Annotated in this window: 17 protein-coding genes and 1 pseudogene; 15 read left to right on the top strand and 3 right to left on the bottom strand. The window is 71.9% G+C overall.

The annotated features are described in order from the left end of the window. The 12 genes and pseudogenes from ACZ7L6_RS05190 to ACZ7L6_RS05245 form a co-directional block, all read left to right on the top strand. Window positions 1–698, top strand: a pseudogene (locus ACZ7L6_RS05190) (serine hydroxymethyltransferase); the annotation flags it as partial. A 67-nt stretch (window positions 699–765) separates the two neighbouring features. Beyond that, on the top strand, window positions 766–2,148 hold the full coding sequence (locus tag ACZ7L6_RS05195) for an L-serine ammonia-lyase (protein ID WP_471920614.1): 1,383 nt from the start codon (window positions 766–768) through the stop codon (window positions 2,146–2,148). A gap of 18 nt (window positions 2,149–2,166) precedes the next feature. Beyond that, the gene (gene fdhD, locus ACZ7L6_RS05200; RefSeq protein WP_471920615.1) at window positions 2,167–3,042 is read left to right on the top strand and encodes a formate dehydrogenase accessory sulfurtransferase FdhD; all 876 of its coding nucleotides are present in this window, start codon (window positions 2,167–2,169) and stop codon (window positions 3,040–3,042) included. Continuing rightward, the gene (gene mshA, locus ACZ7L6_RS05205) at window positions 3,039–4,436 is read left to right on the top strand and encodes a D-inositol-3-phosphate glycosyltransferase (protein ID WP_471920616.1); all 1,398 of its coding nucleotides are present in this window, start codon (window positions 3,039–3,041) and stop codon (window positions 4,434–4,436) included. The genes fdhD and mshA overlap by 4 nt, the downstream gene beginning before the upstream one ends. Before the next feature lie 187 nt (window positions 4,437–4,623). After that, window positions 4,624–5,382, top strand: a complete 759-nt coding sequence (locus ACZ7L6_RS05210) for a hypothetical protein (protein WP_471920617.1) — start codon at window positions 4,624–4,626, stop codon at window positions 5,380–5,382. Continuing rightward, window positions 5,379–5,921, top strand: coding sequence for a SixA phosphatase family protein (locus ACZ7L6_RS05215; RefSeq protein WP_471920618.1), 543 nt, complete (start codon window positions 5,379–5,381; stop codon window positions 5,919–5,921). The genes ACZ7L6_RS05210 and ACZ7L6_RS05215 overlap by 4 nt, the downstream gene beginning before the upstream one ends. A 47-nt stretch (window positions 5,922–5,968) precedes the next feature. Beyond that, window positions 5,969–6,595: a YigZ family protein gene (locus ACZ7L6_RS05220; protein ID WP_471920619.1), complete on the top strand. Its 627-nt coding sequence runs from the start codon at window positions 5,969–5,971 to the stop codon at window positions 6,593–6,595. Window positions 6,596–6,739: 144 nt separating this feature from the next. After that, window positions 6,740–7,903 (top strand): exonuclease SbcCD subunit D, encoded by a 1,164-nt coding sequence (locus ACZ7L6_RS05225; protein ID WP_471920620.1) that lies wholly within the window; start codon window positions 6,740–6,742, stop codon window positions 7,901–7,903. Further along, window positions 7,900–10,986, top strand: coding sequence for an AAA family ATPase (locus tag ACZ7L6_RS05230; RefSeq protein WP_471920621.1), 3,087 nt, complete (start codon window positions 7,900–7,902; stop codon window positions 10,984–10,986). The genes ACZ7L6_RS05225 and ACZ7L6_RS05230 overlap by 4 nt, the downstream gene beginning before the upstream one ends. A 136-nt stretch (window positions 10,987–11,122) precedes the next feature. Then, window positions 11,123–11,599, top strand: a complete 477-nt coding sequence (locus ACZ7L6_RS05235) for a hypothetical protein (protein WP_471920622.1) — start codon at window positions 11,123–11,125, stop codon at window positions 11,597–11,599. A gap of 188 nt (window positions 11,600–11,787) precedes the next feature. Further along, window positions 11,788–14,274: a tetratricopeptide repeat protein gene (locus ACZ7L6_RS05240; protein ID WP_471920623.1), complete on the top strand. Its 2,487-nt coding sequence runs from the start codon at window positions 11,788–11,790 to the stop codon at window positions 14,272–14,274. A gap of 154 nt (window positions 14,275–14,428) precedes the next feature. Further along, window positions 14,429–17,629, top strand: a complete 3,201-nt coding sequence (locus ACZ7L6_RS05245; RefSeq protein ID WP_471920624.1) for an NACHT domain-containing protein — start codon at window positions 14,429–14,431, stop codon at window positions 17,627–17,629. A 75-nt stretch (window positions 17,630–17,704) separates the two neighbouring features. Here ACZ7L6_RS05245 and ACZ7L6_RS05250 read toward each other — a convergent pair whose 3' ends face one another. Then, entirely contained in the window at window positions 17,705–18,151 is a 447-nt protein-coding gene (locus ACZ7L6_RS05250; protein WP_471920625.1) for an Lrp/AsnC family transcriptional regulator, read from the bottom strand. A 94-nt stretch (window positions 18,152–18,245) separates the two neighbouring features. Between ACZ7L6_RS05250 and ACZ7L6_RS05255 the strand changes: the two genes are divergently transcribed. The 3 genes from ACZ7L6_RS05255 (at window position 18,246) to ACZ7L6_RS05265 (ending at window position 20,522) form a co-directional block, all read left to right on the top strand. Further along, window positions 18,246–18,731: a rhodanese-like domain-containing protein gene (locus ACZ7L6_RS05255; RefSeq protein WP_471920626.1), complete on the top strand. Its 486-nt coding sequence runs from the start codon at window positions 18,246–18,248 to the stop codon at window positions 18,729–18,731. Window positions 18,732–18,788: 57 nt separating this feature from the next. Further along, complete coding sequence (locus ACZ7L6_RS05260) at window positions 18,789–19,304, top strand: immunity 21 family protein (RefSeq protein WP_471920627.1); 516 nt, start codon at window positions 18,789–18,791, stop codon at window positions 19,302–19,304. 384 nt (window positions 19,305–19,688) lie between these two features. Beyond that, window positions 19,689–20,522, top strand: coding sequence for an SDR family oxidoreductase (locus ACZ7L6_RS05265; RefSeq protein WP_471920628.1), 834 nt, complete (start codon window positions 19,689–19,691; stop codon window positions 20,520–20,522). A 47-nt stretch (window positions 20,523–20,569) separates the two neighbouring features. On the opposite strand, the gene ACZ7L6_RS05270 is transcribed toward ACZ7L6_RS05265, so the two are convergent. Further along, window positions 20,570–22,258, bottom strand: coding sequence for a DUF885 domain-containing protein (locus ACZ7L6_RS05270; RefSeq protein WP_471920629.1), 1,689 nt, complete (start codon window positions 22,256–22,258; stop codon window positions 20,570–20,572). A gap of 33 nt (window positions 22,259–22,291) precedes the next feature. Continuing rightward, complete coding sequence (locus ACZ7L6_RS05275; RefSeq protein WP_471920630.1) at window positions 22,292–22,783, bottom strand: Lrp/AsnC family transcriptional regulator; 492 nt, start codon at window positions 22,781–22,783, stop codon at window positions 22,292–22,294. Window positions 22,784–22,825 lie beyond the last annotated feature (42 nt).

The following is a 22,825-nucleotide window of genomic DNA, read 5'->3' on the forward strand; positions in this document are numbered from 1 at the left end:
GCCGGATCGCGGACGAGGTCGAGGCGTACCTGTGGGTGGACATGGCGCACTTCGCCGGTCTGGTCGCGGCGGGTCTGCACCCGAACCCCGTCGAGTACGCGGATGTCGTCACCTCCACGACGCACAAGACCCTCGGCGGGCCGCGCGGCGGCATCATCCTCGCGAAGAAGGACTTCGCGAAGAAGCTGAACTCGTCCGTCTTCCCGGGCTTCCAGGGCGGCCCCCTGGAGCACGTGATCGCGGCCAAGGCGGTCTCCTTCAAGGTGGCCGCGTCGGAGGAGTTCAAGGAGCGCCAGCGCCGTACGGTCGAGGGCGCGAAGATCCTCGCCGAGCGGCTGACCGCGCCCGATGCCCGCGAGGCGGGTGTCAATGTGCTCTCGGGCGGTACGGACGTGCACCTGATCCTGGTCGACCTGCGTGACTCGGAGCTGGACGGCCAGCAGGCCGAAGACCGCCTCCACGAGGTCGGCATCACGGTCAACCGCAACGCCGTCCCGAACGACCCGCGCCCGCCGATGGTGACGTCGGGTCTGCGCATCGGCACCCCGGCCCTGGCCACCCGCGGCTTCACGGCCGAGGACTTCGCCGAGGTCGCGGACGTCATCGCCGAGGCGCTGAAGCCGTCGTACGACGCGCAGGCGCTCAAGGCCCGGGTCAAGGCCCTGGCCGACAAGCACCCGCTGTACCCCGGTCTGTAACCGACAACCTCCCGCAGGGGCGTGCCGTGACCCTTCGTCACGCCCCTCCAAACTCCCGGAGTATGGCGTGGCAATCAGCGTCTTCGACCTCTTCTCCATAGGCATCGGCCCGTCCAGCTCGCACACCGTCGGCCCGATGCGCGCCGCCGGGATGTTCGTGGCCAGGCTGAAGCAGGACGGCGTGCTCGCCCAGACCGCCGCGGTACGGGCGGAGCTGTTCGGCTCGCTCGGTGCCACCGGCCACGGCCACGGCACCCCCAAGGCGGTGCTGCTCGGCCTGGAGGGCAACGAGCCGCACACGGTCGACGTCGCGCAGGCCGACCTGGATGTCGAGCGGATCCGCGGCACCGGACGCATCCGGCTCCTCGGCGCCGAGATCGGCCCGGCCCACGAGATCGACTTCGACCTCTCGACGCAGTTGGTCCTGCACCGCCGGCGCTCGCTGCCGTACCACGCCAACGGCATGATCCTCTTCGCCTACGACGCCGACGGTGTGCCACTGCTGGAGAAGACGTACTACTCGGTGGGCGGCGGCTTCGTCGTCGACGAGGACGCGGTCGGCGCGGACCGGATCAAGCCCGACGACACGGTGCTGACCCATCCGTTCAGCACGGGCGACGAACTGCTGCGCCTGACGAAGGAGACCGGCCTGTCGATCTCCGCGCTGATGCTGGAGAACGAGAAGGCTTGGCGCACCGAGGAGGAGATCCGCGCGGGTCTGCTGGAGATCTGGCGGGTCATGGAGGCCTGCGTCTCCCGAGGCCTGGGCCGCGAGGGCATCCTTCCCGGTGGCCTGAAGGTCCGCCGTCGGGCCGCGGCGGCGGCTCGCGCACTGCGCAGCGAGGGGGACCGGGCGGGCCGCGCGATGGAGTGGGTGACCCTCTACGCGATGGCCGTGAACGAGGAGAACGCGGCGGGCGGCCGGGTTGTCACCGCTCCGACGAACGGCGCGGCGGGCATCATCCCCGCCGTCCTGCACTACTTCCTCGACTTCGTGCCGGGCGCCGACGAGGAGGGCATCGTCCGCTTCCTGCTCGCCGCCGGGGCGATCGGCATGCTCTTCAAGGAGAACGCGTCCATCTCCGGCGCCGAGGTCGGCTGCCAGGGCGAGGTCGGCTCCGCCTGCTCCATGGCCGCCGGAGGGCTCGCCGAGGTCCTCGGCGGCAGCCCCGAACAGGTCGAGAACGCCGCCGAGATCGGCATGGAACACAACCTCGGCCTCACCTGCGACCCGGTCGGCGGCCTGGTCCAGATCCCGTGCATCGAGCGCAACGGCATGGCCGCGGTCAAGGCCGTCACCGCCGCCCGGATGGCCCTGCGGGGCGACGGCCGCCACCACGTCTCCCTCGACAAGGTCATCAAGACCATGAAGGAGACCGGCGCCGACATGAAGGTCAAGTACAAGGAGACGGCGCGCGGCGGGCTCGCCGTCAACGTCATCGAGTGCTGAGCAAGGAAGCGACACGGCATGGGACGAGTCACCGAGCGCCGGCGCGTGCTGCGGATCCGGGACGGTGCGGTGAGCACGCGCCCGGACACGCTGGTCGCGGAGGAACCACTGGAGATCCGGCTGGGCGGCAAGCCGCTGGCCATCACCATGCGCACGCCCGGGGACGACTTCGCGCTGGCCGCCGGGTTCCTGGTGAGCGAGGGCGTGGTGGCCCGGGCCGAGGAAGTGGCGAACATCGTGTACTGCGCGGGCGCGACGCAGGACGGCTCGAACACGTACAACGTCGTCGATGTGCAGCTCGCGCCGGGCGTGCCGATCCCCGACATCACACTTGAGCGGAACGTGTACACCACCTCGTCGTGCGGCCTGTGCGGGAAGGCGAGCCTGGACGCCGTACGCACCACCGCGCGGTGGCCGATCGCCGACACGCCCCCGGTCCGGGTCGCCCCGGAACTGCTGGCGGTCCTGCCCGACCGACTGCGCGCCGCACAGCGGGTGTTCGACCGCACGGGCGGGCTGCACGCCGCCGGACTGTTCTCACCCGAGGGCGAACTCCTGGACCTGCGGGAGGACGTCGGCCGGCACAACGCCGTCGACAAGCTGATCGGCCGCGCGCTGCAGTCCGGGCGACTCCCCCTGTCCCGCAGCATTCTGCTGGTGTCCGGGCGGGCCTCCTTCGAGCTCGCGCAGAAGGCGGTCATGGCGGGGATCCCGGTCCTGGCGGCGGTCTCGGCACCGTCCTCCCTCGCCGTGGACCTGGCGGCGGAGACCGGGCTCACGCTCGTCGGCTTCCTGCGCGGCGGCTCCATGAACGTGTACGCGGGCGAGCAGCGCCTCGACCTGCGCGCCGGGGCCGTGGCCGGAGGGTCCATGGCCGGAGGGTCGGCGAGGTGAGCCGGTACACGACCCGGCTCGAGGAGCTCCGGCACAGCGGCACCACCACCGGTACCCTCGTCGGCCCGCCCCGACCGCGGCCACCCGACGCCCATCCACGCCCCCGCCGCGTCGCGATGCTCAGCGTTCACACCTCACCGCTGCACCAGCCCGGTACCGGCGACGCCGGCGGGATGAACGTCTACGTCGTCGAGCTCGCCAAGCGCCTCGCCACCCTCGGCATCGAGGTCGAGATCTTCACCCGGGCCACCTCCGCCGCGCTCCCGCCCAGCGTCGAACTCGCGCCCGGCGTCCTGGTACGGCACGTGGCCGCCGGACCCTACGAGGGCCTCGCCAAGGAGGACCTCCCCGCCCAGCTGTGCGCCTTCGCGCACGGTGTGACGCAGGCCTGGGCCGACCACCGCCCCGGCCACTACGACCTGGTCCACTCCCACTACTGGCTCTCGGGCCACGTCGGCCGCCTCGCCGCCGAGCGCTGGGGCGTCCCACTGGTCCACGCCATGCACACCATGGCCAAGGTCAAGAACGCCTCCCTCGCCGAGGGCGACACCCCCGAGCCCGCGGCTCGCGTGGTCGTCGAGACCCAAGTCGTACGGGCCGCCCACCGGTTGATAGCGAACACCGAGCAGGAGGCGGAGGAACTCCTCCGCCACTACGACGCCGACACCGGCCGGGTCGCCGTCGTCCACCCCGGTGTCAACCTGGAGCGCTTCCGCCCCGGCGCCCGCGGTGTCCAGGCCGGCCGGGCCGCGGCCCGCTCCCGCCTCGGCCTGCCGCAGGACGCGCTGATCCCCCTGTTCGTGGGCCGCATACAGCCGTTGAAGGCGCCGGACGTCCTGCTGCGTGCGGTGGCTGTGCTGTTGGCGGAGCGGCCGCGGCTGCGTGAGCGGATCGTGGTGCCGGTCGTGGGCGGCCCCAGCGGCAGCGGCCTGGCCGAGCCGGAAGGGCTGCAGAAACTGGCGGCCCGCCTCGGCATCTCCGACGTCGTGCTGTTCCGGCCGCCGGTCGGCCAGGACCAGCTCGCCGACTGGTACCGGGCGGCGTCCGTCCTGGTCATGCCGTCCCACAGCGAGTCCTTCGGCCTGGTGGCCGTCGAGGCACAGGCCTGCGGCACGCCGGTGATCGCCGCCGAGGTCGGCGGCCTGCCGGTGGCCGTACGGGACGGGGTGAGCGGTGTCCTCGTACCCGGGCACGATCCGGCGGACTACGCGCGCGTGCTGGACGGCTTCGCCACCGACCCGGCCCGCTCCGCCCGGATGAGCGAGGCCGCCGTCCGGCATGCCCGCTCCTTCGGCTGGGCCAGGGCCGCGGCCGCGACGGCGGACGTGTACACGGCGGCCCTGCTGCGTCGAGCCCGCGGTTCCCGCGCAGTCGGAGAGGGCCGACTCCAGTAGCCCCCGGCCCGAACTCCTGTCCGGGCGGGCCGCCGCGCAGTACCGTTCGGGCAGTCCGCACGGCAGGGGGTGGCGATGCCCGGGTACGAAAGACGCCTCACGCGTGTGAGTGGGCCCTACGACCATGGATGACCAGCGAACTCCCGGTAGACCCGAGGACCGCCACGGTGTCCGGAAAGCGGGCCGGATGGCTGCGCAGGGCGGCCCGTCCGCCTACGCTCGCTCCGTGCTGCGCATCACCGACGCCCGAACCGGCAAGCCCGTCGACGCCGCCCCCGCCCGCCGTGGCCTGACCCGGATCGAGGCGCACACGGAGGGCTTCGACGTCACCGCCCTGCGGATACTGCTGGTCGCCGATCTCCTCGTCCGCGCCCTGGAACTCGGGGGCACGCCGGTCTGGGCGCTGCTCGACGAGGAGCGGCAGCAGGCGGAGCTCCGGGCCGGCGCGGCTGCGCTGGGGATCCGGCCCTTCGAGGACGGCCAGGACGCCGCGTCGGGGCTCGGCGAGTCGCAGGTCCTCCATGTCGTGCGCGAGGGCGGTGCGGAACCCGACGGGGTGCGGGTCGCCGTCGCGCCCGTGCACGCGGAGGCACCGCCCGAGGAGGCCGACCCCGCCGCCCTGCGGCTCGTGCTGCTCTCCCGGCCCAGAAGCGAGCCCGTACGACTCGACACGGCCGGCCTCGCCGACGCCCACGACACCCTCGTACGCTGGCGCGGCGCCGTCGCCTCCTGGGCGCAGCGGCCGTCGCGGCCCATCCCCGACGAGGTCCGGTCAGAGCTGCGCACCGCCTGGGAGGACGACCTCGACGTGCCCGGTGTCCTCGGAGTGCTGCGCTGGGTGGAGACCGCGCCGGACCTGCCGGACGGCGCCCGCTTCGAGACGTACGCCTACGCCGACCGCCTCCTCGGCCTCGACCTCACCCGCGACCTGGGAACCCTCGCATGACGGCCCGCATCGGGGGCGGCCCGCTGCGCCGGCTGGTCGTCCTCAGGCATGCCAAGTCCGCCTGGCCGGACGGCGTCGCCGACCACGACCGCCCGCTCGCCCCGCGCGGCCGCCGGGACGCCCCGGTCGCGGGCCGGATGCTCGCCGACGCCGACTGCCTGCCGGACCTCGCGCTGTGCTCGACCGCGGCACGCGCGCGTGAGACCTGGGAACTGGCGTCCGCCCAGTGGGGCACACCGCCGCCGGTGCGCCACGAGCCACGGCTGTACGCGGCGGACGTGCCGGACCTGCTGGCGGTCGTGCACGAGACCTCCCCCGAGGTCGCGACGCTGCTCCTGGTCGGGCACAACCCCGGCCTGGAGGAACTCGTCCTCGAACTCGCCGGTGAAGGCCTCGACGACACACTGGACGAGGTCCGTACGAAGTTCCCGACGTCCGCGATCGCCGTACTGGCCTGGTACGGCGCCACCTGGCGGGCCCTCGCACCCGGCACGGCGCTGCTGACCGGGGTGATGGTGGCACGGGGCAGGAAGAAGTGAGCGCCTCCCGCGCGGGCGGCCGCGGGCGCTGCGCATAGGCTGGCCCGATGCAGGACGAGTACCGCACAGTCGCCCACGCGGGCGTGCACGAGACCGAGGTCAACCGCTCACGCTTCATCTGTGCGCTCGCCCCGGCCGCCACCGAGCAGGAGGCGCAGGACTTCGTCGCCGCCGTCCGCAAGGAGCACGCGGACGCCACACACAACTGCTGGGCCTACGTCATCGGCGCCGACGCCGCGATCCAGAAGGCCAGCGACGACGGCGAACCGGGCGGCACCGCGGGCGTCCCCATGCTCCAGATGCTGCTGCGCCGCGACATGCGCTACGTCGTCGCCGTCGTCACCCGCTACTTCGGCGGCGTCAAGCTCGGCGCGGGCGGCCTCATCCGGGCGTACGGAGGCGCCGTGGGCGAGGCACTGGACGCGCTCGGCACGCTCACGAGGCGCCGCTTCCGGCTGGTCACGGTGACCGTCGACCACCAGCGCGCCGGCAAGGTGCAGAACGACCTGCGGTCGACCGGGCGCGAGGTGCGGGACGTGCGGTACGCAGAAGCGGTCACCATCGAGGTCGGCCTGCCGGACGCCGACGTGGAGGCGTTCCGGGCGTGGCTCGCGGACGTGACGGCGGGGACGGCCGGGTTCGAGCTCGGGGGAGAGGCGTACGGGGACGCGTGACGGCCGGATGCCCGGGTGAAATGTCGCTACGGGCCGACTGCGTGGGCGAAATGTCCGTAACGGGCGTATGGCGTGCCTGTCATGACGGGGCGATACGGGAGTAACCGCCCGTGCTGTCAGACCCGGCCGTTAGTCTCGGGGATCATGAGGCTGCTGCACACTTCCGACTGGCATCTCGGCCGGGCGTTCCACCGGGTGAACATGCTCGGCGCCCAGGCCGAGTTCATCGGCCACCTCGTCACGACCGTGCGTGAGCGCGGCGTGGACGCGGTGGTCGTGTCGGGAGACGTGTACGACCGGGCGGTGCCGCCGCTCGCCGCGGTCGAGCTGTTCGACGACGCCCTGCACCGGCTCGCCGGCCTCGGTGTGCCGACCGTCATGATCTCCGGGAACCACGACTCGGCGCGCCGGCTCGGCGTGGGCGCGGGGCTGATCGACCGTGCGGGCATCCATCTGCGCACCGAACCGTCGGTGTGCGGCACGCCGGTCGTGCTGCGGGACGACTTCGGCGACGTGGCCTTCTACGGCCTGCCCTATCTCGAACCCGCCCTGGTGAAGGACGAGTTCGGGGTCGACAAGCCCGGGCACGAGGCCGTGCTCGCCGCCGCCATGGACCGGGTGCGCGCCGACCTCGCCACGCGCGCGCGTGGCACGCGGTCGGTCGTCCTCGCGCACGCCTTCGTCACCGGGGGAGAGGCCAGCGACAGCGAGCGGGACATCACCGTCGGAGGGGTGGCCGCGGTGCCCGCCGGGGTCTTCGACGGCGTCGACTACGCGGCGCTCGGGCATCTGCACGGCTGCCAGACCATCACCGAGCGCGTCCGGTACTCGGGCTCGCCCCTGCCGTACTCCTTCTCGGAGGCCGACCACCGCAAGAGCATGTGGCTCGTCGACCTGGACGCCGAAGGTACAGTCAGCGCCGAGCGCGTCGACTGCCCGGCGCCGCGCGCGCTGGCCCGGATCCGCGGGACGCTGGAGGAGCTGCTCGCCGATCCCGGTCTCGCGCGGCACGAGGAGGCGTGGGTCGAGGCGACGCTCACGGACGCGGTGCGCCCCGCGGATCCCATGGCCCGGCTCACCGAGCGCTTCCCGCACACGCTCAGCCTCGTCTTCGACCCCGAGCGGGCGCCGGACGACCCCGACGTGTCGTATGCGAAGCGGCTCGCGGGGCGCAGCGACCAGGAGATCGCGCAGGACTTCGTGGCGCACGTGCGGGGGGCCGGGCCCGACGAGCACGAGCAGGGCGTGCTGCGGGACGCCTTCGACGCGGTGCGGGCCGACGAGGCCGTGCGGGAGGTGGCGCGGTGAGGCTCCATCGCCTCGACGTGACGGCCTTCGGGCCCTTCGGCGGCGCGCAGACCGTCGACTTCGACGAGCTGTCGGCCGCCGGGCTGTTCCTGCTGCACGGCCCCACCGGCGCCGGCAAGACGTCCGTCCTGGACGCCGTCTGCTACGCGCTGTACGGCTCCGTGCCGGGCGCCCGGCAGAGCGGCCAGGGCGGCATGAACCTGCGCAGCGACCACGCCGCATCCGGCACCCGGACAGAGGTCCGTCTCGAACTCACCGTCGCCGGACGCCGGTTGGAGGTCACCCGGCAACCGCCCTGGGAGCGCCCGAAGAAGCGCGGCTCCGGTACGACGCTCGACAAGGCGCAGAGCTGGCTGCGCGAGTACGACCCGCAGTCCGCGGCCTGGAAGGACCTCAGCCGCTCGCACCAGGAGATCGGCGAGGAGATCACCCAGCTGCTCGGCATGAGCCGCGAGCAGTTCTGCCAGGTCGTCCTGCTGCCCCAGGGCGACTTCGCCCGCTTCCTGCGCGCCGACGCCGAGGCCCGCGGCAAGCTCCTGGGCCGCCTCTTCGACACCCAGCGCTTCGCAGAGGTCGAGAAGCGCCTCGCCGAGCGCCGCCGGGCGGCCGAGGCCCAGGTCCGGGACGGCGACGCCGCCCTGCTGGCCGACGCGCACCGGATGCAGCAGGCTGCGGGCGACGCCATGTCGCTGCCCGACCTCGCACCGGGCGAGCCCGGCTTGGCCGAGGCCGTCCTCGGCGCCGCCGCAGTCGCCCGCAGCACCGCCCGCGAACAGCTGACCGTCGCCCACTGCCGCCTCCTGGCCGCCGAGTCCGCCCAGGCCGCCGCCGACCGCGCGCTGGCCGACGTACGCGAAGTGGCGCGGTTGCAACGGCGGTTCGCCGAGGCGCGGGAGCGGGCCGCGCTGCTGGAGTCGCGCGCGGACGCCTACCGCGAGGCCCAGGCCCGCATGGAGCGGGCCCGCAAGGCCGAGACGGTCGCACCGTCCCTGGAACTGCGAGAGGCCGCCGACGCCGAACACCGGCGGGCAGCAGCGGCAGAGGCACGCGCGCGTGCCCAATTGCGGGAAGCTTTCGCTGACAGGGATACGGGTATGGCAGCGCCCTATAGGGGCGCGGGGAACTGCGCGACCAGCCACGACGGCGCGACAGACGACCGACGGCATATCGCGGCACTCCCCGCGGAGCGCGTCGCGGCCGCCGCACGCAGAGCCGCCGAGGAACTGGGCGGACTGGAGTCCGCCCGCCGCGCCGAGCAGCGGCTGGCCGCCCTCGTCGGCGAGCGCGACGAACTGGTCCGTCAGGAGCGGGCCGACGAGGACCTGCTGCAGGACGCCGAGGACTGGCTCGCCGGGTGGGAGCAGAGCCGCGCCGCGCTCCAGAGCCGTATCGACACCGCCCAGGAAGCCGCGACCCGCGCCGAGCAACTCGCCGTACAACGCGAGCCCGCACAGCAGCGACTCGATGCCGCGCGCATGCGCGACCAGCTGGCCGGTGACACCGAATCGGCCGCCGAACAGGCCCGTCTCGCGCAGGAGCGGGTGCTCCGGGCCAAGGCGCACTGGCTCGACGTCAGGGAACAGCGCCTGAACGGCATCGCCGCCGAACTGGCCGCCCAGCTGAAGGACGGTGAACCCTGTGCGGTCTGCGGCGCCACCGAACACCCCGCCCCTGCCCGCAAGGACGCCGGGCACGTGGACCGGGAGGCGGAGGAGCGCGCGCTGGCCGCCTACCAGCAGGCGGAGGAACACCACACCGAGCTGGAACGGCGCCTGGGCGTCGTACGAGAAGCGCTGGCCGCCGCCACCGCCGAGGCTGGGGACTCCCCGACAGGGCAACTGGCCACCCGCCGCGACGAGTTGGAGCGCCTCTACACGCAGGCCCGCCGGGACGCGTCCCTCCTGCACCCGGCGCAGGAGGAGCTGCGCCGCGCCGAGGCGGAGTACGAGCGGCGGTCCGCCGACCGGCAGCAGGCGGCCGTCAGGTCCGCCTCCCGGGTCGGCCACCGCGAGCGGCTGGACCGCGAGAAGAGCGCCCTGGAAGCGGAGCTGGCCCAAGCCCGCGGCACCGCCGACAGCGTGGCCGCGCGGGCCGCGCAGCTGGAGCGGCAGGTCGCCCTGCTCACCGAGGCCGCCGACACCGCGCGCACCGCCGAGGACGCCGCCCAGCGGCTCAAGGACGCCGACGCCCGCCTGGCCGACGCCGCCTTCCGCGCCGGCTTCGACACCCCGCAGGCCGCTGCCGCCGCACTCCTCGACGACGCCGCCCACCGCGAGCTCCAACGGCGGCTCGACGCCTGGCAGTCCGAGGAGGCCGCCGTACGCGCCGTCCTCGCCGAGGCCGACACCGCGGCCGCAGCCCAGCAGCCGCCGGCCGACGTGCTGTCCGCGGAACGGACGGCGGCCATGGCGGCCCAGCGGGCCCGCGACGCCGCGTCCGCGCGCGACGCGGCCGCCCGCCGCTGCACCGAACTCGACCGGTTGTCCGCCCGAGCGGCCACCGCCGTACGCCAACTCGCCCCACTGCGCGAGGAGTACGACCGTGTGGCCCGCCTCGCCGCGCTCACCGCCGGCACCTCCGCGGACAACGAACGCAGGATGCGGCTGGAGTCGTACGTGCTGGCGGCCCGCCTCGAACAGGTCGCCGCCGCCGCGACCGTACGGCTGCAGCGCATGTCGTCCGGCCGCTACACCCTCGTCCACTCCGACGACCGGGCCGGGCGCGGCCGCAGCGGGCTCGGGCTGCACGTGGTCGACGCCTGGACCGGGCGGGAGCGGGACACGGCGACGCTGTCCGGCGGTGAGACGTTCTTCGCCTCGCTCGCCCTCGCCCTCGGCCTCGCGGACGTCGTCACCGACGAGGCCGGCGGCGTCCGCCTCGACACCCTCTTCATCGACGAGGGCTTCGGCAGCCTCGACGACCAGACCCTCGACGAGGTCCTCGACGTCCTCGACTCCCTGCGCGAACGCGACCGCAGTGTCGGGATCGTCAGCCATGTCGCGGATCTGCGGCGGCGGATCCATGCACAGTTGGAGGTCGTGAAGGGGAGGTCGGGGTCGGTGCTGCGGCAGCGGGGGCACTGAGCGAGGGGGCGTCGGGGGAGCGGCGCCCATTGGATGACACTCGTCCCGCAGGACAGCGTGACTGGGCTGACGTCAGGCTCCTGGGTACGCTCGGTGGCGAGCCTGTCGCACAGTGGTGCGCATCGAGGGGGACCGGATGCTGGATCAGACGCTGATCGCGCTGGCGTCAGCGGCGGGGGCGGCCGTTGCCTCCGCGGCCGGCACAGACGCCTGGCAGGGCCTGCGTCAACGCGTGGCCCGCATCTTCGGCCGGGGGGACACGGCAGAGGAGCGGGTCGCCCTGCAACGACTCGACGGGGTGGTCGTCGAGTTGGAAGGTGCCGGAGCCGAGGGGAGGGAACGGGTCCGGGCGCGGGCGGTGGCCGCGTGGGAGACTCGCTTTCACGATCTCCTGGAAGACGCCGATGACGAGGGCCGTGCCGAGTTGGTTCGGCAGCTCAACGAGTTGGTGACGTACCGGCACCAGTCGCCGGGCGGGGCGTCCGCCGGTGAGGGTGGGCTCGCCGTCGCGGGCGCAGTCGACATCCGCGCCGATCGGGGCTCGGCTGCCGCCGGTGTGATGGGTGATGTGACGATCGGAAACCCTCAGCGGCCGGGCCCGGGGGGCAGCTGACGGCCTCCGGAGTCATCCCGGCGATCCCTGACTTCACCCGTGCTTCGATCAACGCACACCACCACAGCGTTGCCGCCCACAGCATCAACCGCTTCGACTACTACGCCGCGCCACGAGCGCCGACAGCATGGCCGCATGCCGTCGGCGTGATTCCGCGACAGGCCGAGTGCTTCCAACACCGTGGCGCCGTGGAGGCACTGGAACGGGCGGTGGCCGACGGCGGCACCGCAGTTCTGTGCCAAGTGCTCTCGGGAACAGGCGGCGTCGGCAAGACCCAACTGGCCGCGCACTACGCACGCCGAGCTTGGCGAGAAGGGGCTGTGGATCTTCTGGCGTGGGTCAACGCGTCGAGCCGTGAGTCAATCCTCAGCTCCTACAGCCAACTCGCGGAAGACGTGGCGGCAGCGGACTCGAGCGACCCGGAACAGGCGGCCTGCCGTTTCCTGGCGTGGGCCGAGACGACCGATCGCCGATGGCTGATCGTGCTGGACGACCTGGCCGATCCCGCTGACCTCAGGGGCCTGTGGCCGCCCCCGAATCCCCGAGGCCGGGTACTGGTGACGACTCGCCGCCGCGACGCGGCTCTGGGCGGTCACAGTCGGGTCCGCATCGATGTCGGCCTGTTCACTCCGGCTGAGGCGGAGAGCTACCTGGTCACCCAACTGGCTGCCTTCGGCCGCCGGGACGATGGCGTGCAGATCGCCGGCCTCGCCGCCGACTTGGGCCACTTGCCGCTGGCCCTGGCCCAGGCAGCGGCCTATCTCATCGATCTCGGCATGGACTGCGCGGGATACCGCGCGCGGCTCGCTGACCGCAGCCGGACACTCTCCGAGCTGGTTCCGGATGACAGCGGCCTGCCCGACGACCATCGTGCGGCGCTGCAGGCCACGTGGTCGCTGTCAGTCGAACATGCGGATCGGCTTCGCCCTCGAGGCCTGGCGCGCCCGATGCTGCACCTGGCCGGCTTGCTCGACGCCAATGAGATCCCCGTAGAAGTGCTGACCAGCCCCCCGGCTCTGCGCTACCTGACCGACCGCCGACCTGTCGGTGCTCAGGGTCAACCTGTTCCAGTGAGCCTGGAAGAGGCAGCAGGCGCGTTGCGCTGTCTGGACAGGCTCAGCCTGGCCGACCACATACTTGACGGTCCGCATCAGACGGTGCGTGTCCATGGCCTCATCCAGCGGACCACACGGGAGACGTTGTCTTCTTCAGTACGGGACGTCGCTGCTGTGACCTGCGCAGACGCACTGGTTGCCGTGTGGCCCACCGCCGAGCGGAACCCAGCCCTCGAGCAGACCCTGCGTGCCAACGCCGAAGCCCTGATCTCCCACGCCGACTCGGCCCTGTGGCACTCGGGCTGCCATCCCGTGCTGCTTCGCATCGGCGAGAGTCTCGGAGTCACAGGTCTGGCGGTCGCGGCTCGTGCGTATTTCCAAGCCCTCCACACCGCGGCCTGCGCGTACCTGGGCCCGGATCACCCGGACGCATTGACCATCCGCCACTACCTCATCACATGGCAGGGAGAGACAGGCGATCTCGGAAGCGCGCTGACCGGCTTCGGCGCTCTGCTGGCGGATCGGCTGCGGGTGCTCGGTCCCGACCACCCGGAGACACTGGCCACGCGTGGTGACATGGCCGCTGTGCAGGGCCGGGCGGGTGACCCGGCCGGAGCTGCCGAGGCCTCGGCGGAGGTGCTCGAGGACTCGCTGCGGGTTCTCGGCAGCGGGCACCCCCAGACCCTCACTGCGCGGTTGAACGTGGCCCACTGGACGGGAGCGGCCGGCAACCCCAGCGGTGCCGTGACGGCCTGCGAAGCCCTGCTCGCCGACACCTCCCGGCTGGTCGGACCCGACGACCGCAGGACGCGTGCCGTCCGACTCCACTTGGGCATCTGGAGGGGTGAGGCAGGTGACCCGGCAGGTGCCGTTTCCGATTTCGAGCAGCTCTTGGTCGATCAGCTGCGGGTACTGGGCCCGAACCACCCCCAGACTCTCATTACCCGCAACGACCTGGCACGGTGGCGGGGCAAGGCCGGAGACCCGGAGGCCGCTGTGTCCGATTTCGAGCAGCTCCTGCTCGATCAGCTGAGAGTGCTGGGCCCGGACCACCCCGACACTCTCACCACCCGCCACGACCTCGCCTCCTGGCGAGGCGAAGGAGGCGATGCCGGGAGTGCCGTCAGCGGCTTGGAGAGACTGCTGGCGGATCGGCTGCGCGTGTTGGGTCCGGATCACCCGGACACGCTGACCACCCGTGCGAACCTCGCCTATTGGCGTGGCAAGGCCGGCGATGCAGCGGGTGCGGTCATCGCCACGTCGGAGTTACTGGCCGACCGGCTGCGTGTGCTTGGCCCGGATCACGTCGACACTCTGACCACTCGCCACAACCTCGCGCGGTGGCGGGCTGAAGCAGGAGATGCGGCAGGTGCCGCCGTCGCCGAGTCCGAGGTGCTCGCCGATCGGCTGCGCGTGCTGGGACCCGATCACCCCCACACCCTCTCTGCCCGGCACCACCTCGCACACTGGGTCGGGGAGGCAGGAGACCCCGGTGGTGCTGCGGTGGCTCTTGCACAGTTGCTCGCCGATCAACTGCGCGTGCTCGGCCCGAGGCACCCTGCCACTCTGGCCACGGAAGGCAGCCTCGCCTTTTGGAAGGAATCGGCACAGCGCGAGTGACCGGTAGGGGGCAACTTCAATTGGCTTGGGGGACACATTGCCTGGACGGGCTCTGTCCGATGCCGAACGGATGCTGTGGGAGGCGTTCCTCACGGGTGGGCTGGTCGATCTCCGCGGTTGTGCTGAAGGGGCTGCTCGAGCCGCTGACGGAGTCGTGCGGGCCGAGGTGATCGGGCGCCTTCTTCTGGGCGAACGCGAACCCGTGCCCGGGTACGTACCGGCTCTGCGCCTGCGGAACGCCGTCGTGGCAGGGGCCCTGGACCTGTCCGGCTGCGACGTGCCGTACGCCGTGATCATGACGGACTGCGGCTTCGCGCTTCCGCGCGCGGGTTGCGGAACACCCCGTGCTCCGCGTGGCATGACCGCCAAGCGGAAGAACGCGGACGGGACACGAGCAATGTGGTGGGTCGGGGAAGCGCAGCGGGTGCGCAGGTTGTGGTGGGCAGGCGCATTGGCGGTGACCGGCCTGACCCAAGTGGCCGTCGTGGTCTTCGTCGACGGCAAGGCCGTGGCCGAGCGGTGGACGCCTGCTCTGGGAATCGTGGTGTCGGTGGTGGGGCTGCTGTCCACCCTGGTACAGGGTCAGCCCGGTGCCGGGGACGGCTCCGGCCCCGACTGGCTGAAGGGCCGCGCGGACGCCCTGGCCGGGGCCATGGAGGACATGTGGGCGGCCGAGGCGCGGCTGCGCCGACTGCAGGACCCCGAGCCTCTGCCTGTCCGGTGGCGCGCGGTTGATGCCCCGCTTGCCGATCACGACGCGAACGTGCGGCAGGGCGCAGACATGGACCCTGCCTTGCGGGCGGGGCAGTTGAGTGACATCGCTGCAGCTTTCCTCGCCTCGCCCTCACGCCGGGTGGTCGTTCTCGGGCCGCCCGGATCCGGAAAGACGGTCCTGGCCATGAAGCTGGTCCTGGACTTGCTGGCAACCCGGGAACCGGGCCATGCCGTGCCGGTCGTGCTGCCCGCCGGCACCTGGGATGCCGCTCGGGAATCCTTGCGCGTCTGGGTGGCCGCCCGGCTTGCAGTCGACTTCCCCGCGCTGGCCGCCAGGCTGCCGGGCGGCGGAACCATGGCCGACGCCTTGGTCGCCGCGCGGCTGGTGCTGCCGGTCCTCGACGGTTTCGACGAACTGCCCGCGGCACAGCGCGTACCGGCGATGCGTCGTCTCAACGCTGAACTGGATGCCAATTCGGCGCTGTTGCTCACGAGCAGGACCGACGCGTATGCCGCTACCGTCGACGCCTGCGACGTCCTCACCGCTGCTGCAGTCGTCGAACTGTCCCCGCTGTCCTTGACGGACACCGCCGAGTATCTGACCCGGACGTCGCGCCCGGTGCGCAGGGCGGACGGCGGGATCGGCACGGCCTGGAGCGCGACGCTGGAGCGCCTGGGCACACCTGGCGGGCCGCCGGAGCAGGCCCTGCGGATGGTGCTGAGCAGACCTCTCATGGTTGCCATGGCGCGTGCCGTGTACAACGACGGCCCTCGCGACCCTGGGGAGCTGCTGGGCGGCCGGTTCACCACGGCAGTCCAGATCGAGGAGCATCTGCTCGAGGCCTTCGTACCCGCCGTGTTCAACGACATGGACGACCCGCTGCACAACTCCCCGGAGCCGCAGAGCTGGCTCGGATTCCTGGCCCGTCACCTGCGCCGACGGGGCACCGGTCAACTGGCCTGGTGGGAGTTGCAGAGCGCGATTCCCTGGATGGTGCAGTTGGTGGCGCCGGGCGCTCTTGCGGCATGCCTGTCCGCTGTCGTGACGGGAGCGGTCATGATGCTCGTGGCGCCTGAGAAGCTGCGCGACCTGTGGGTCAGCGGCGAGCTGATCGCACTGGCCGGCAACGGCGGAGGAGTCGTTGCCGGCTGCATGGTGGGGCTCGCCGTGTTCTCGAACCGCGCCGCCGCGACCCCGCTGCGCGGCTTGGTCATGAGGGCTGCACTCGTGGCCGCGGTGTTCGGAATCCTCATCGGTGTGACGGCTCAGCCGCTTTACGGAGCCTCCATCCACAATCTTGGAGACGCATGGCTCTTCCGCTTCCTGTCCGGCGTTCTCTTCGGCACGGCCGTGTCGGCTGTGTTCGCGATGGCAGGAGTCACGACGAATCCCGCCCCGCTCGGCCTGCCCTGGGCCGGTCCCACGGTCGCCCGCCACATCGGAACGGCTGCCGTCATCGTGCTGTTCGGCGCTGCGATCCTGGTCATGGCTCCCTTCTCCCCGGCCGGCACGGTATGGCGGGCGAGCGCGCTGGTCGTCGTCATGGGGGCGGCAGGGCTGGCCGTCTTCCGCGCTCAGCGAGGTGGACCACGCAGGGCCCCGTACCGTGGACCGGGCCGACGGCAGATCCTGCATTTCGGTCAGGGCCTCGTCCGTGGGACGGCCACTTGCCTGCTGATCGGTTTGGCACTCGGCCCCGCCATCGGCGCCGTGATGGGCACCATCATCGAATGGCGGGCCACCCGATCGGCGACCGTACACGCTGATGCCCACGACGCGGGAAGCGAGCCCGACGGCGTACGCCGCGCGACAACCCCCACATGGATCTTTGCCGTGTACCCCGACGACACCAAGACGGCCGAACCCGCCAAGCCGGTCGCGCTGATCCTGATGGAGAACACCAGAAACAAGTCGGAGGCATGGGTCTACGCACCACCTGGCCCGGGTGCAGGCTGTCACGAACGCTATCGGCGGTGCACTGCGCACGTCGCCCGGGTGCGGTTCAGAACCCAGAACGGGGTCTGGCACGTCCAAGTCGTCGGCCACGATGCGCGGGATCTCACTCTGCTGTCCTCCCTGCATCCGCCGGCCGCCTGGTGGTTCTGGCAGATCGGCCGTTGGGGCTTGGTGAAGAACTGCATCAAGGGTGGTATTGCCTCCGGCCTCGTACTGGGCCTCATCGGGGGTTGCGTCTGCGGCGTCTACCGCTGGCTCGATACGCCCGCCGACCCGACCCGTGCCGCGAGTCCGTCCGCAAGCTTGCGAGGGGACCGGCTCGCTGTGGTGACCCGGGGTGCCGCTGTGACCATCGCAGGGTCCGCCGCCAGCGCGGTTCTGCTTCTGACCACGCGGGACTGGTTCGGGATGCATGGCATGGCACTACAAATGGCCCTGGTCATGGGCCCGTTGGCGTTGATCCTGAGCGCATATGGTCGACTGACTGTCGCACGGCTCTGGCTCGGCGCCACCGGCCGACTGCCCTGGCGGCTCATGACGTTCCTCGAGGAGGCCCACACACGAGGTGTACTACGACAGGCCGGCGCGCGTTACGAGTTCCGGCACCTCCGGCTCCAGGAATGCCTTGAAGCGAGCAGTCCGTCCAATGAGCCGGAGACCACGGATGCCTCCGCTGGACGCTGATGGGGGGCGGGCGCATGCACTGCGGCAGCGGGCCGGCACGCCCCGCTCCAAAGACAGCGTGATGACGGAGTGACGTCACCGGCCCAGCGGCCGGCGGTGCAGAGGCGAGGAGTAGACGACACTCGTCGTGACCGAGCCCAGTGCGCCGATCTTGCCGGACACCTCCTCCAGGTGCCGCATCGAGCGGGCCGCGACCTTGATGACGAAGCAGTCGTCGCCGGTCACGTGATGGGCCTCCAGGATCTCGGGCGTGGCGGCGACCAGGTCGTGGAAGGGCTTGTAGTTGCCGTTGGGGTACCGCAGGCGCACGAAGGCCAGGATCGGCAGCCCCAGCCGCTCGGGGTCGACGACCGCCGCGTACCCCTGGATGACGCCCGCCTCCTCCAGCCGTCGCACCCGTTCCGTGACCGCGCTCGCGGACATGGAGACGGCACGGGCCAGCTCGGCGAAGCTGGCGCGGCCCTCGCGCTGAAGGACATCGAGGATGCGCCAGTCGGTGGCGTCCGGGGAAAACGCGGTCATGGGCGAGAAATAGCAGGCGAATCCCTGGCGGATCAAGAGGAGCGCCGGGGATCTCCCCTTCAGGAAGTGGATCAACGACCATAGATTTCTGGTCATGACGACTACCGCAGCCACCACCGCCAACCCCGTCCTCCGCGTCGCCCCCGCCGCCCCGGCCGAGGCCGCCGCCTACTTCCGGGCGAGCCTCGCCTTCCACGCGGACGTCTCCGACGTCGCCGCGGCGCTCGCATCCGGCGGCGACCCCGGGTTCGTCGTCGTGGACTCCCGTTCCACCGAGTCCTGGGACCAGGGCCACATCCCGGGCGCGATCCACCTCCCCACCGCCCTCATCCCCGAGCAGGCCGAGCAGCTCCTCGACAGGTCCGTGCCCGTCGTGACGTACTGCTGGGGGCCGGGCTGCAACGGCGCGACCCGTGCCGCACTCGCCCTCGCCGAACTCGGCTACCAGGTCAAGGAGATGCTCGGCGGCTTCGAGTACTGGGCACGCGAGGGCTTCGAGTTCGAGACCTGGCAGGGCCGTGAGAGCCGCCCCGCCGACCCGCTGACCGCGCCGGTGGACGCGGAGAACTGCGGTTGCTGAGGTCGGAGTCGGCCACGGTGAATGTGTGGGACCTGTGTCCGTGTAGGTTCTGCTGCCATGGTGCGATACGCGGAACCGGGCGCGGTGGACTGGGTGGAGTCGGGCGGCGGCCCGCTGATAGCGGTACCGGAGACGGTGCTGCCGTTCTGGGCGGGCGCCGACGGCGACGAGACGGCGTCCGACTACGACCGGGCCTGCGAGGTCGACGGATCCGTCGGACTCCTGCCCGTCGGGGACAGCGCGGCGCTGGTCTTCGGTGACGAGCCCGCGTCCACCTCGTACCTGCCCGACCACGGCGTCTTCGTACGGTGGTGCGCGGCCGACTCCGAGGAGGAACTCCTGGCCCGGGTTCCGGCGGCCCTGGCCTCGGCGGACTGGGGCCATGAGGTGCGCTGGAAGGTACCGGGAACGGTCGTCCTGTTCGACTCGGCCTGGCCGGGCCGGGAGACGGAACGGACCGAGCATCTGCGGGTCGCCCTGGAGCCCGGGCCGTACGCGGTACGCGCCGCCCATGTGCAGCCCGGCCCGGAGACCTGGCTGGGACTGGTCGAGCTCCGACGGCTGCCGCACTGAGCCCACGGGCTTGCGGCGGACAACCTACCGACCGCGCAGGCTCGCACGCCCGACCGGCTGGCCCTACCAGGCTCGCGCCTATGACCGACCGACCGTACAGGCTCAAACGCACGACCGGCTGGCCTTACAGGCCCACACCCATGACCGACCGACCGTACAGGCTCGCGCGCACAATCAACTGACCGTACAGGCTCACGCGCAACCAACCGTCCCCGCGCGCCAGCCGGACCAGCCACCGACCGCACGGGCGCGAGCGAGCCACCAACTGCCCCGAGCGCGGGCGTGGCACCAACTCCCAAGGGTGCGTACGCGGCACCAACTCCCACGGGCGCCTGCGCAATAACCGGATGCGCCGCACCCGGCCGTTCCCCATCATGATCTGTCATGCCCAAACTCCCGCACCCCGCCCCCGAAGACCTCCGCCGCGACCCCCTGCCCCTGCGCGGCCGGACCGCCCTGGTCACCGGAGCCAGCAGACGCGGCGGCATCGGCCATGCGGTGGCCCGGCGGCTCGCCGCGTACGGGGCGAGCGTCTATCTGCACCACCATGTGCCGCACGACGCCGCCATGCCCTGGGGAGCCGATCGGCCCCTGGAGGTCGTCGCCTCCGTGCGTGAGGCGCTCGGTGATCCCGACGCCGAGGTGCTCTCGGGCCCGGGCGACCTCTCGGACCCCGCCGCTCCCGCCGAACTGATCGCCACGGCGGCCTCGGCCCTCGGCGGACGGCTCGACATCCTGATCGCCAATCACGCGCTGAGCGGCTCCGACGGCACCCTCGACGAGATCGACGCCACGATGCTCGACGCGCACTGGGCGGTCGACACCCGCTCGGTCCTGCTGCTCGTCCAGGCCCACGCCCGGTTGCGGCCGGCCGGCCCCGGCGGGCGCGTGGTGATGATGACCTCCGGACAGGACATCGCGGGCGGCATGCCCGGCGAGATCGCCTACGCCCTCCAGAAGGGCGCCCTCGCCTCGATCACCCGCTCCCTGTCCACCACACTCGCCGAGCAGGGGATCACGGTGAACACCGTCAACCCCGGCCCCGTCGACACGGACTACCTGACCGGCGAGGTGTACGAGGCCGTGGCGGCCCGCTTCCCCGCCGGCCGATGGGGGATGCCCGACGACCCGGCCCGCCTCATCGCGTGGCTGGCGACGGACGAGGCGGGCTGGATCACCGGTGAGGTCATCAACTCAGAAGGCGGATTCCGGCGTTGAGGTGACCGTGTCCGACAACGGCTTCAGATGTTGACGCGACCGCCGCGTCAGAGCCGGGCCAGCTCGTCCACCAGGTCGTCCAGGCCGAGGGAACCCTGGGACAGGGCCGCCATGTGCCACGCCTTGAGGTCGAAGGCGTCGCCGTGCCGCTCGCGGGCCTTGTCGCGGCCCAGCAGCCAGGCCCGCTCGCCGAGCTTGTAGCCGATGGCCTGGCCCGGAATCGTCAGATACCGGGTCAGCTCGCTCTCCACGAAGTCCGCCGGACGGCTGCTGTGCGCGCCGAAGAACTCCTGGGCCAGCTCGGGAGTCCAGCGCTCGCCCGGGTGGAAGGGGGAGTCGGCCGGGATCTCCAGCTCCAGGTGCATGCCGATGTCGACGATCACACGGGCGGCCCGCATCATCTGCGCGTCGAGGTAGCCCAGCCGCTGCTCCGGATCCGTGAGGAAACCGAGCTCGTCCATGAGCCGCTCCGCGTACAGCGCCCAGCCCTCGGCGTTGGCGCTGACCCCGCCGATCGTGGCCTGGTAGCGGGAGAGGTTCCCGGCGACGTACGTCCACTGCGCGAGCTGGAGGTGATGGCCCGGCACGCCCTCGTGGTACCAGGTCGAGACCAGGTCGTAGACGGGGAAGCGGGTCTGGCCCATCGTCGGCAGCCAGGTGCGGCCCGGACGCGAGAAGTCCTCCGAGGGAGGCGTGTAGTAGGGCGCCGCGGCACCGCCGGGCGGCGCGATGCACGACTCCACCTTCCGTACCGGCTCGGCGAGTTCGAAGTGCGTACCGTCCAGCTTCTCGATCGCCTCGTCCATCAGGCCCTGGAGCCAGTCACGGACCTCGTCGACGCCCTCGATGTGCCGGCCGTGCTCGTCCAGGTGCGCCAGCGCCACCCACGGGGTCGCGGCGCCGGGCAGGATCTTCTCGGCCTCCTTCTTCATCTCGCCGAGCAGCCGGTGGTACTCGGACCAGCCGTACGCGTACGCCTCGTCCAGGTCGAGGTCCGTGCCGTTGAAGTACCGCGCCCAGCGGGCGTAGCGCTCGCGGCCCACCGTGTTCGGCGCGCCCTCGATCGCCGGTGCGTACACGTCGCGCACCCAGTCGCGCAGCTCCACCACGGCGGCCGTCGCCCCGCGGGCGGCCTCGTCCAGCTCCGTCCGCAGCGACTCGGGACCGGCCGACGCGAAGTCCTCGAACCAGCCGCGGCCTTCGCCCGTGTCCGCCCACTCGGTGAGCTGGTCGACGAAGGTGGCGGTCGGGCGCGGGGCCGCGTACAGCTTGCGCTCCAGCCCCAGGGCCAGAGACTCGCGGAAGCCCGCCAGCGTCGCCGGCACCGCGCGCAGCCGCTCCGCGATCGCCGCCCAGTCCTCGTCGGTCTGGTTGGGCGTGACGGTGAAGACCTCGCGGACCGAGTGCGCGGGCGTGCCCAGGTTGCCGATCCTGCGCAGGCCCTCGTCGGCCTCGTGCACGGCGAGCTCCGCCGTCAGCCGCTCGCGCAGCAGGCGCGCACACCGGCGCTCGATGTCACTGTCCGCTCCCGGCCGGCGCTCCGCCTCGTCGAGACGCGCCAGCGTGGCGCGCTGCAGTTCCGCGAGCGCCTCCTGGCCCGCCGGCGACAGGTCGGGGAGCTTGCTCGAGCTTTCCTTCACGCCGAGATACGTACCGGTGACCGGGTCGAGGGCGATGAGCTCGTCGACATACGCGTCGGCGACCTCACGGGGCAGCGGGCTCTTGGTCTCAGACATGCGGTCCATCCTCATACGAGGGGCCGCGGTACGTCACTCCGATTGAGCTGAGGGCGAAGGCGGGAGCAGGGGACCGCACTCCCACTGCTGGAAGATCAACCGAGTCTCCACCCGGGCGACTTCCCGGCGGGCGGTGAACTCGTCCAGGACCAGGCGCTGCAGATCCGCCATGTCCGCCACCGCGACATGGACGAGGTAGTCGTCAGGACCGGTGAGATGGAAGACGGTCAGCGCCTCCGGCAGGGCCCGGATCCGTTCCACGAACGGCCCCACCAGCTCCCTTCGGTGCGGCCTGACCTGCACGGACAGCAGCGCTTGCAGACCCCGCCCGAGCTTCGCCGGATCCAGCTGAAGCCGATTACCGAGAATCACGCCGGACCGGCGCAGCCGGGTCACCCGGTCCAGGCAGGTCGACGGCGCGACCCCGACCTGCGCGGCGAGATCGCGGTAGGTGGTCCGGGCGTCGTTCTGCAGAAGTCTCAGCAGCTGGAGATCCACCGGGTCCAGTACGACAGATTCGGCCATTGGCCGAACGTAGCACGGGGCGTCACCACTACGGCCCGGCCA

The sequence above is a fragment of the Streptomyces sp. NPDC107522 genome (assembly GCF_055657525.1).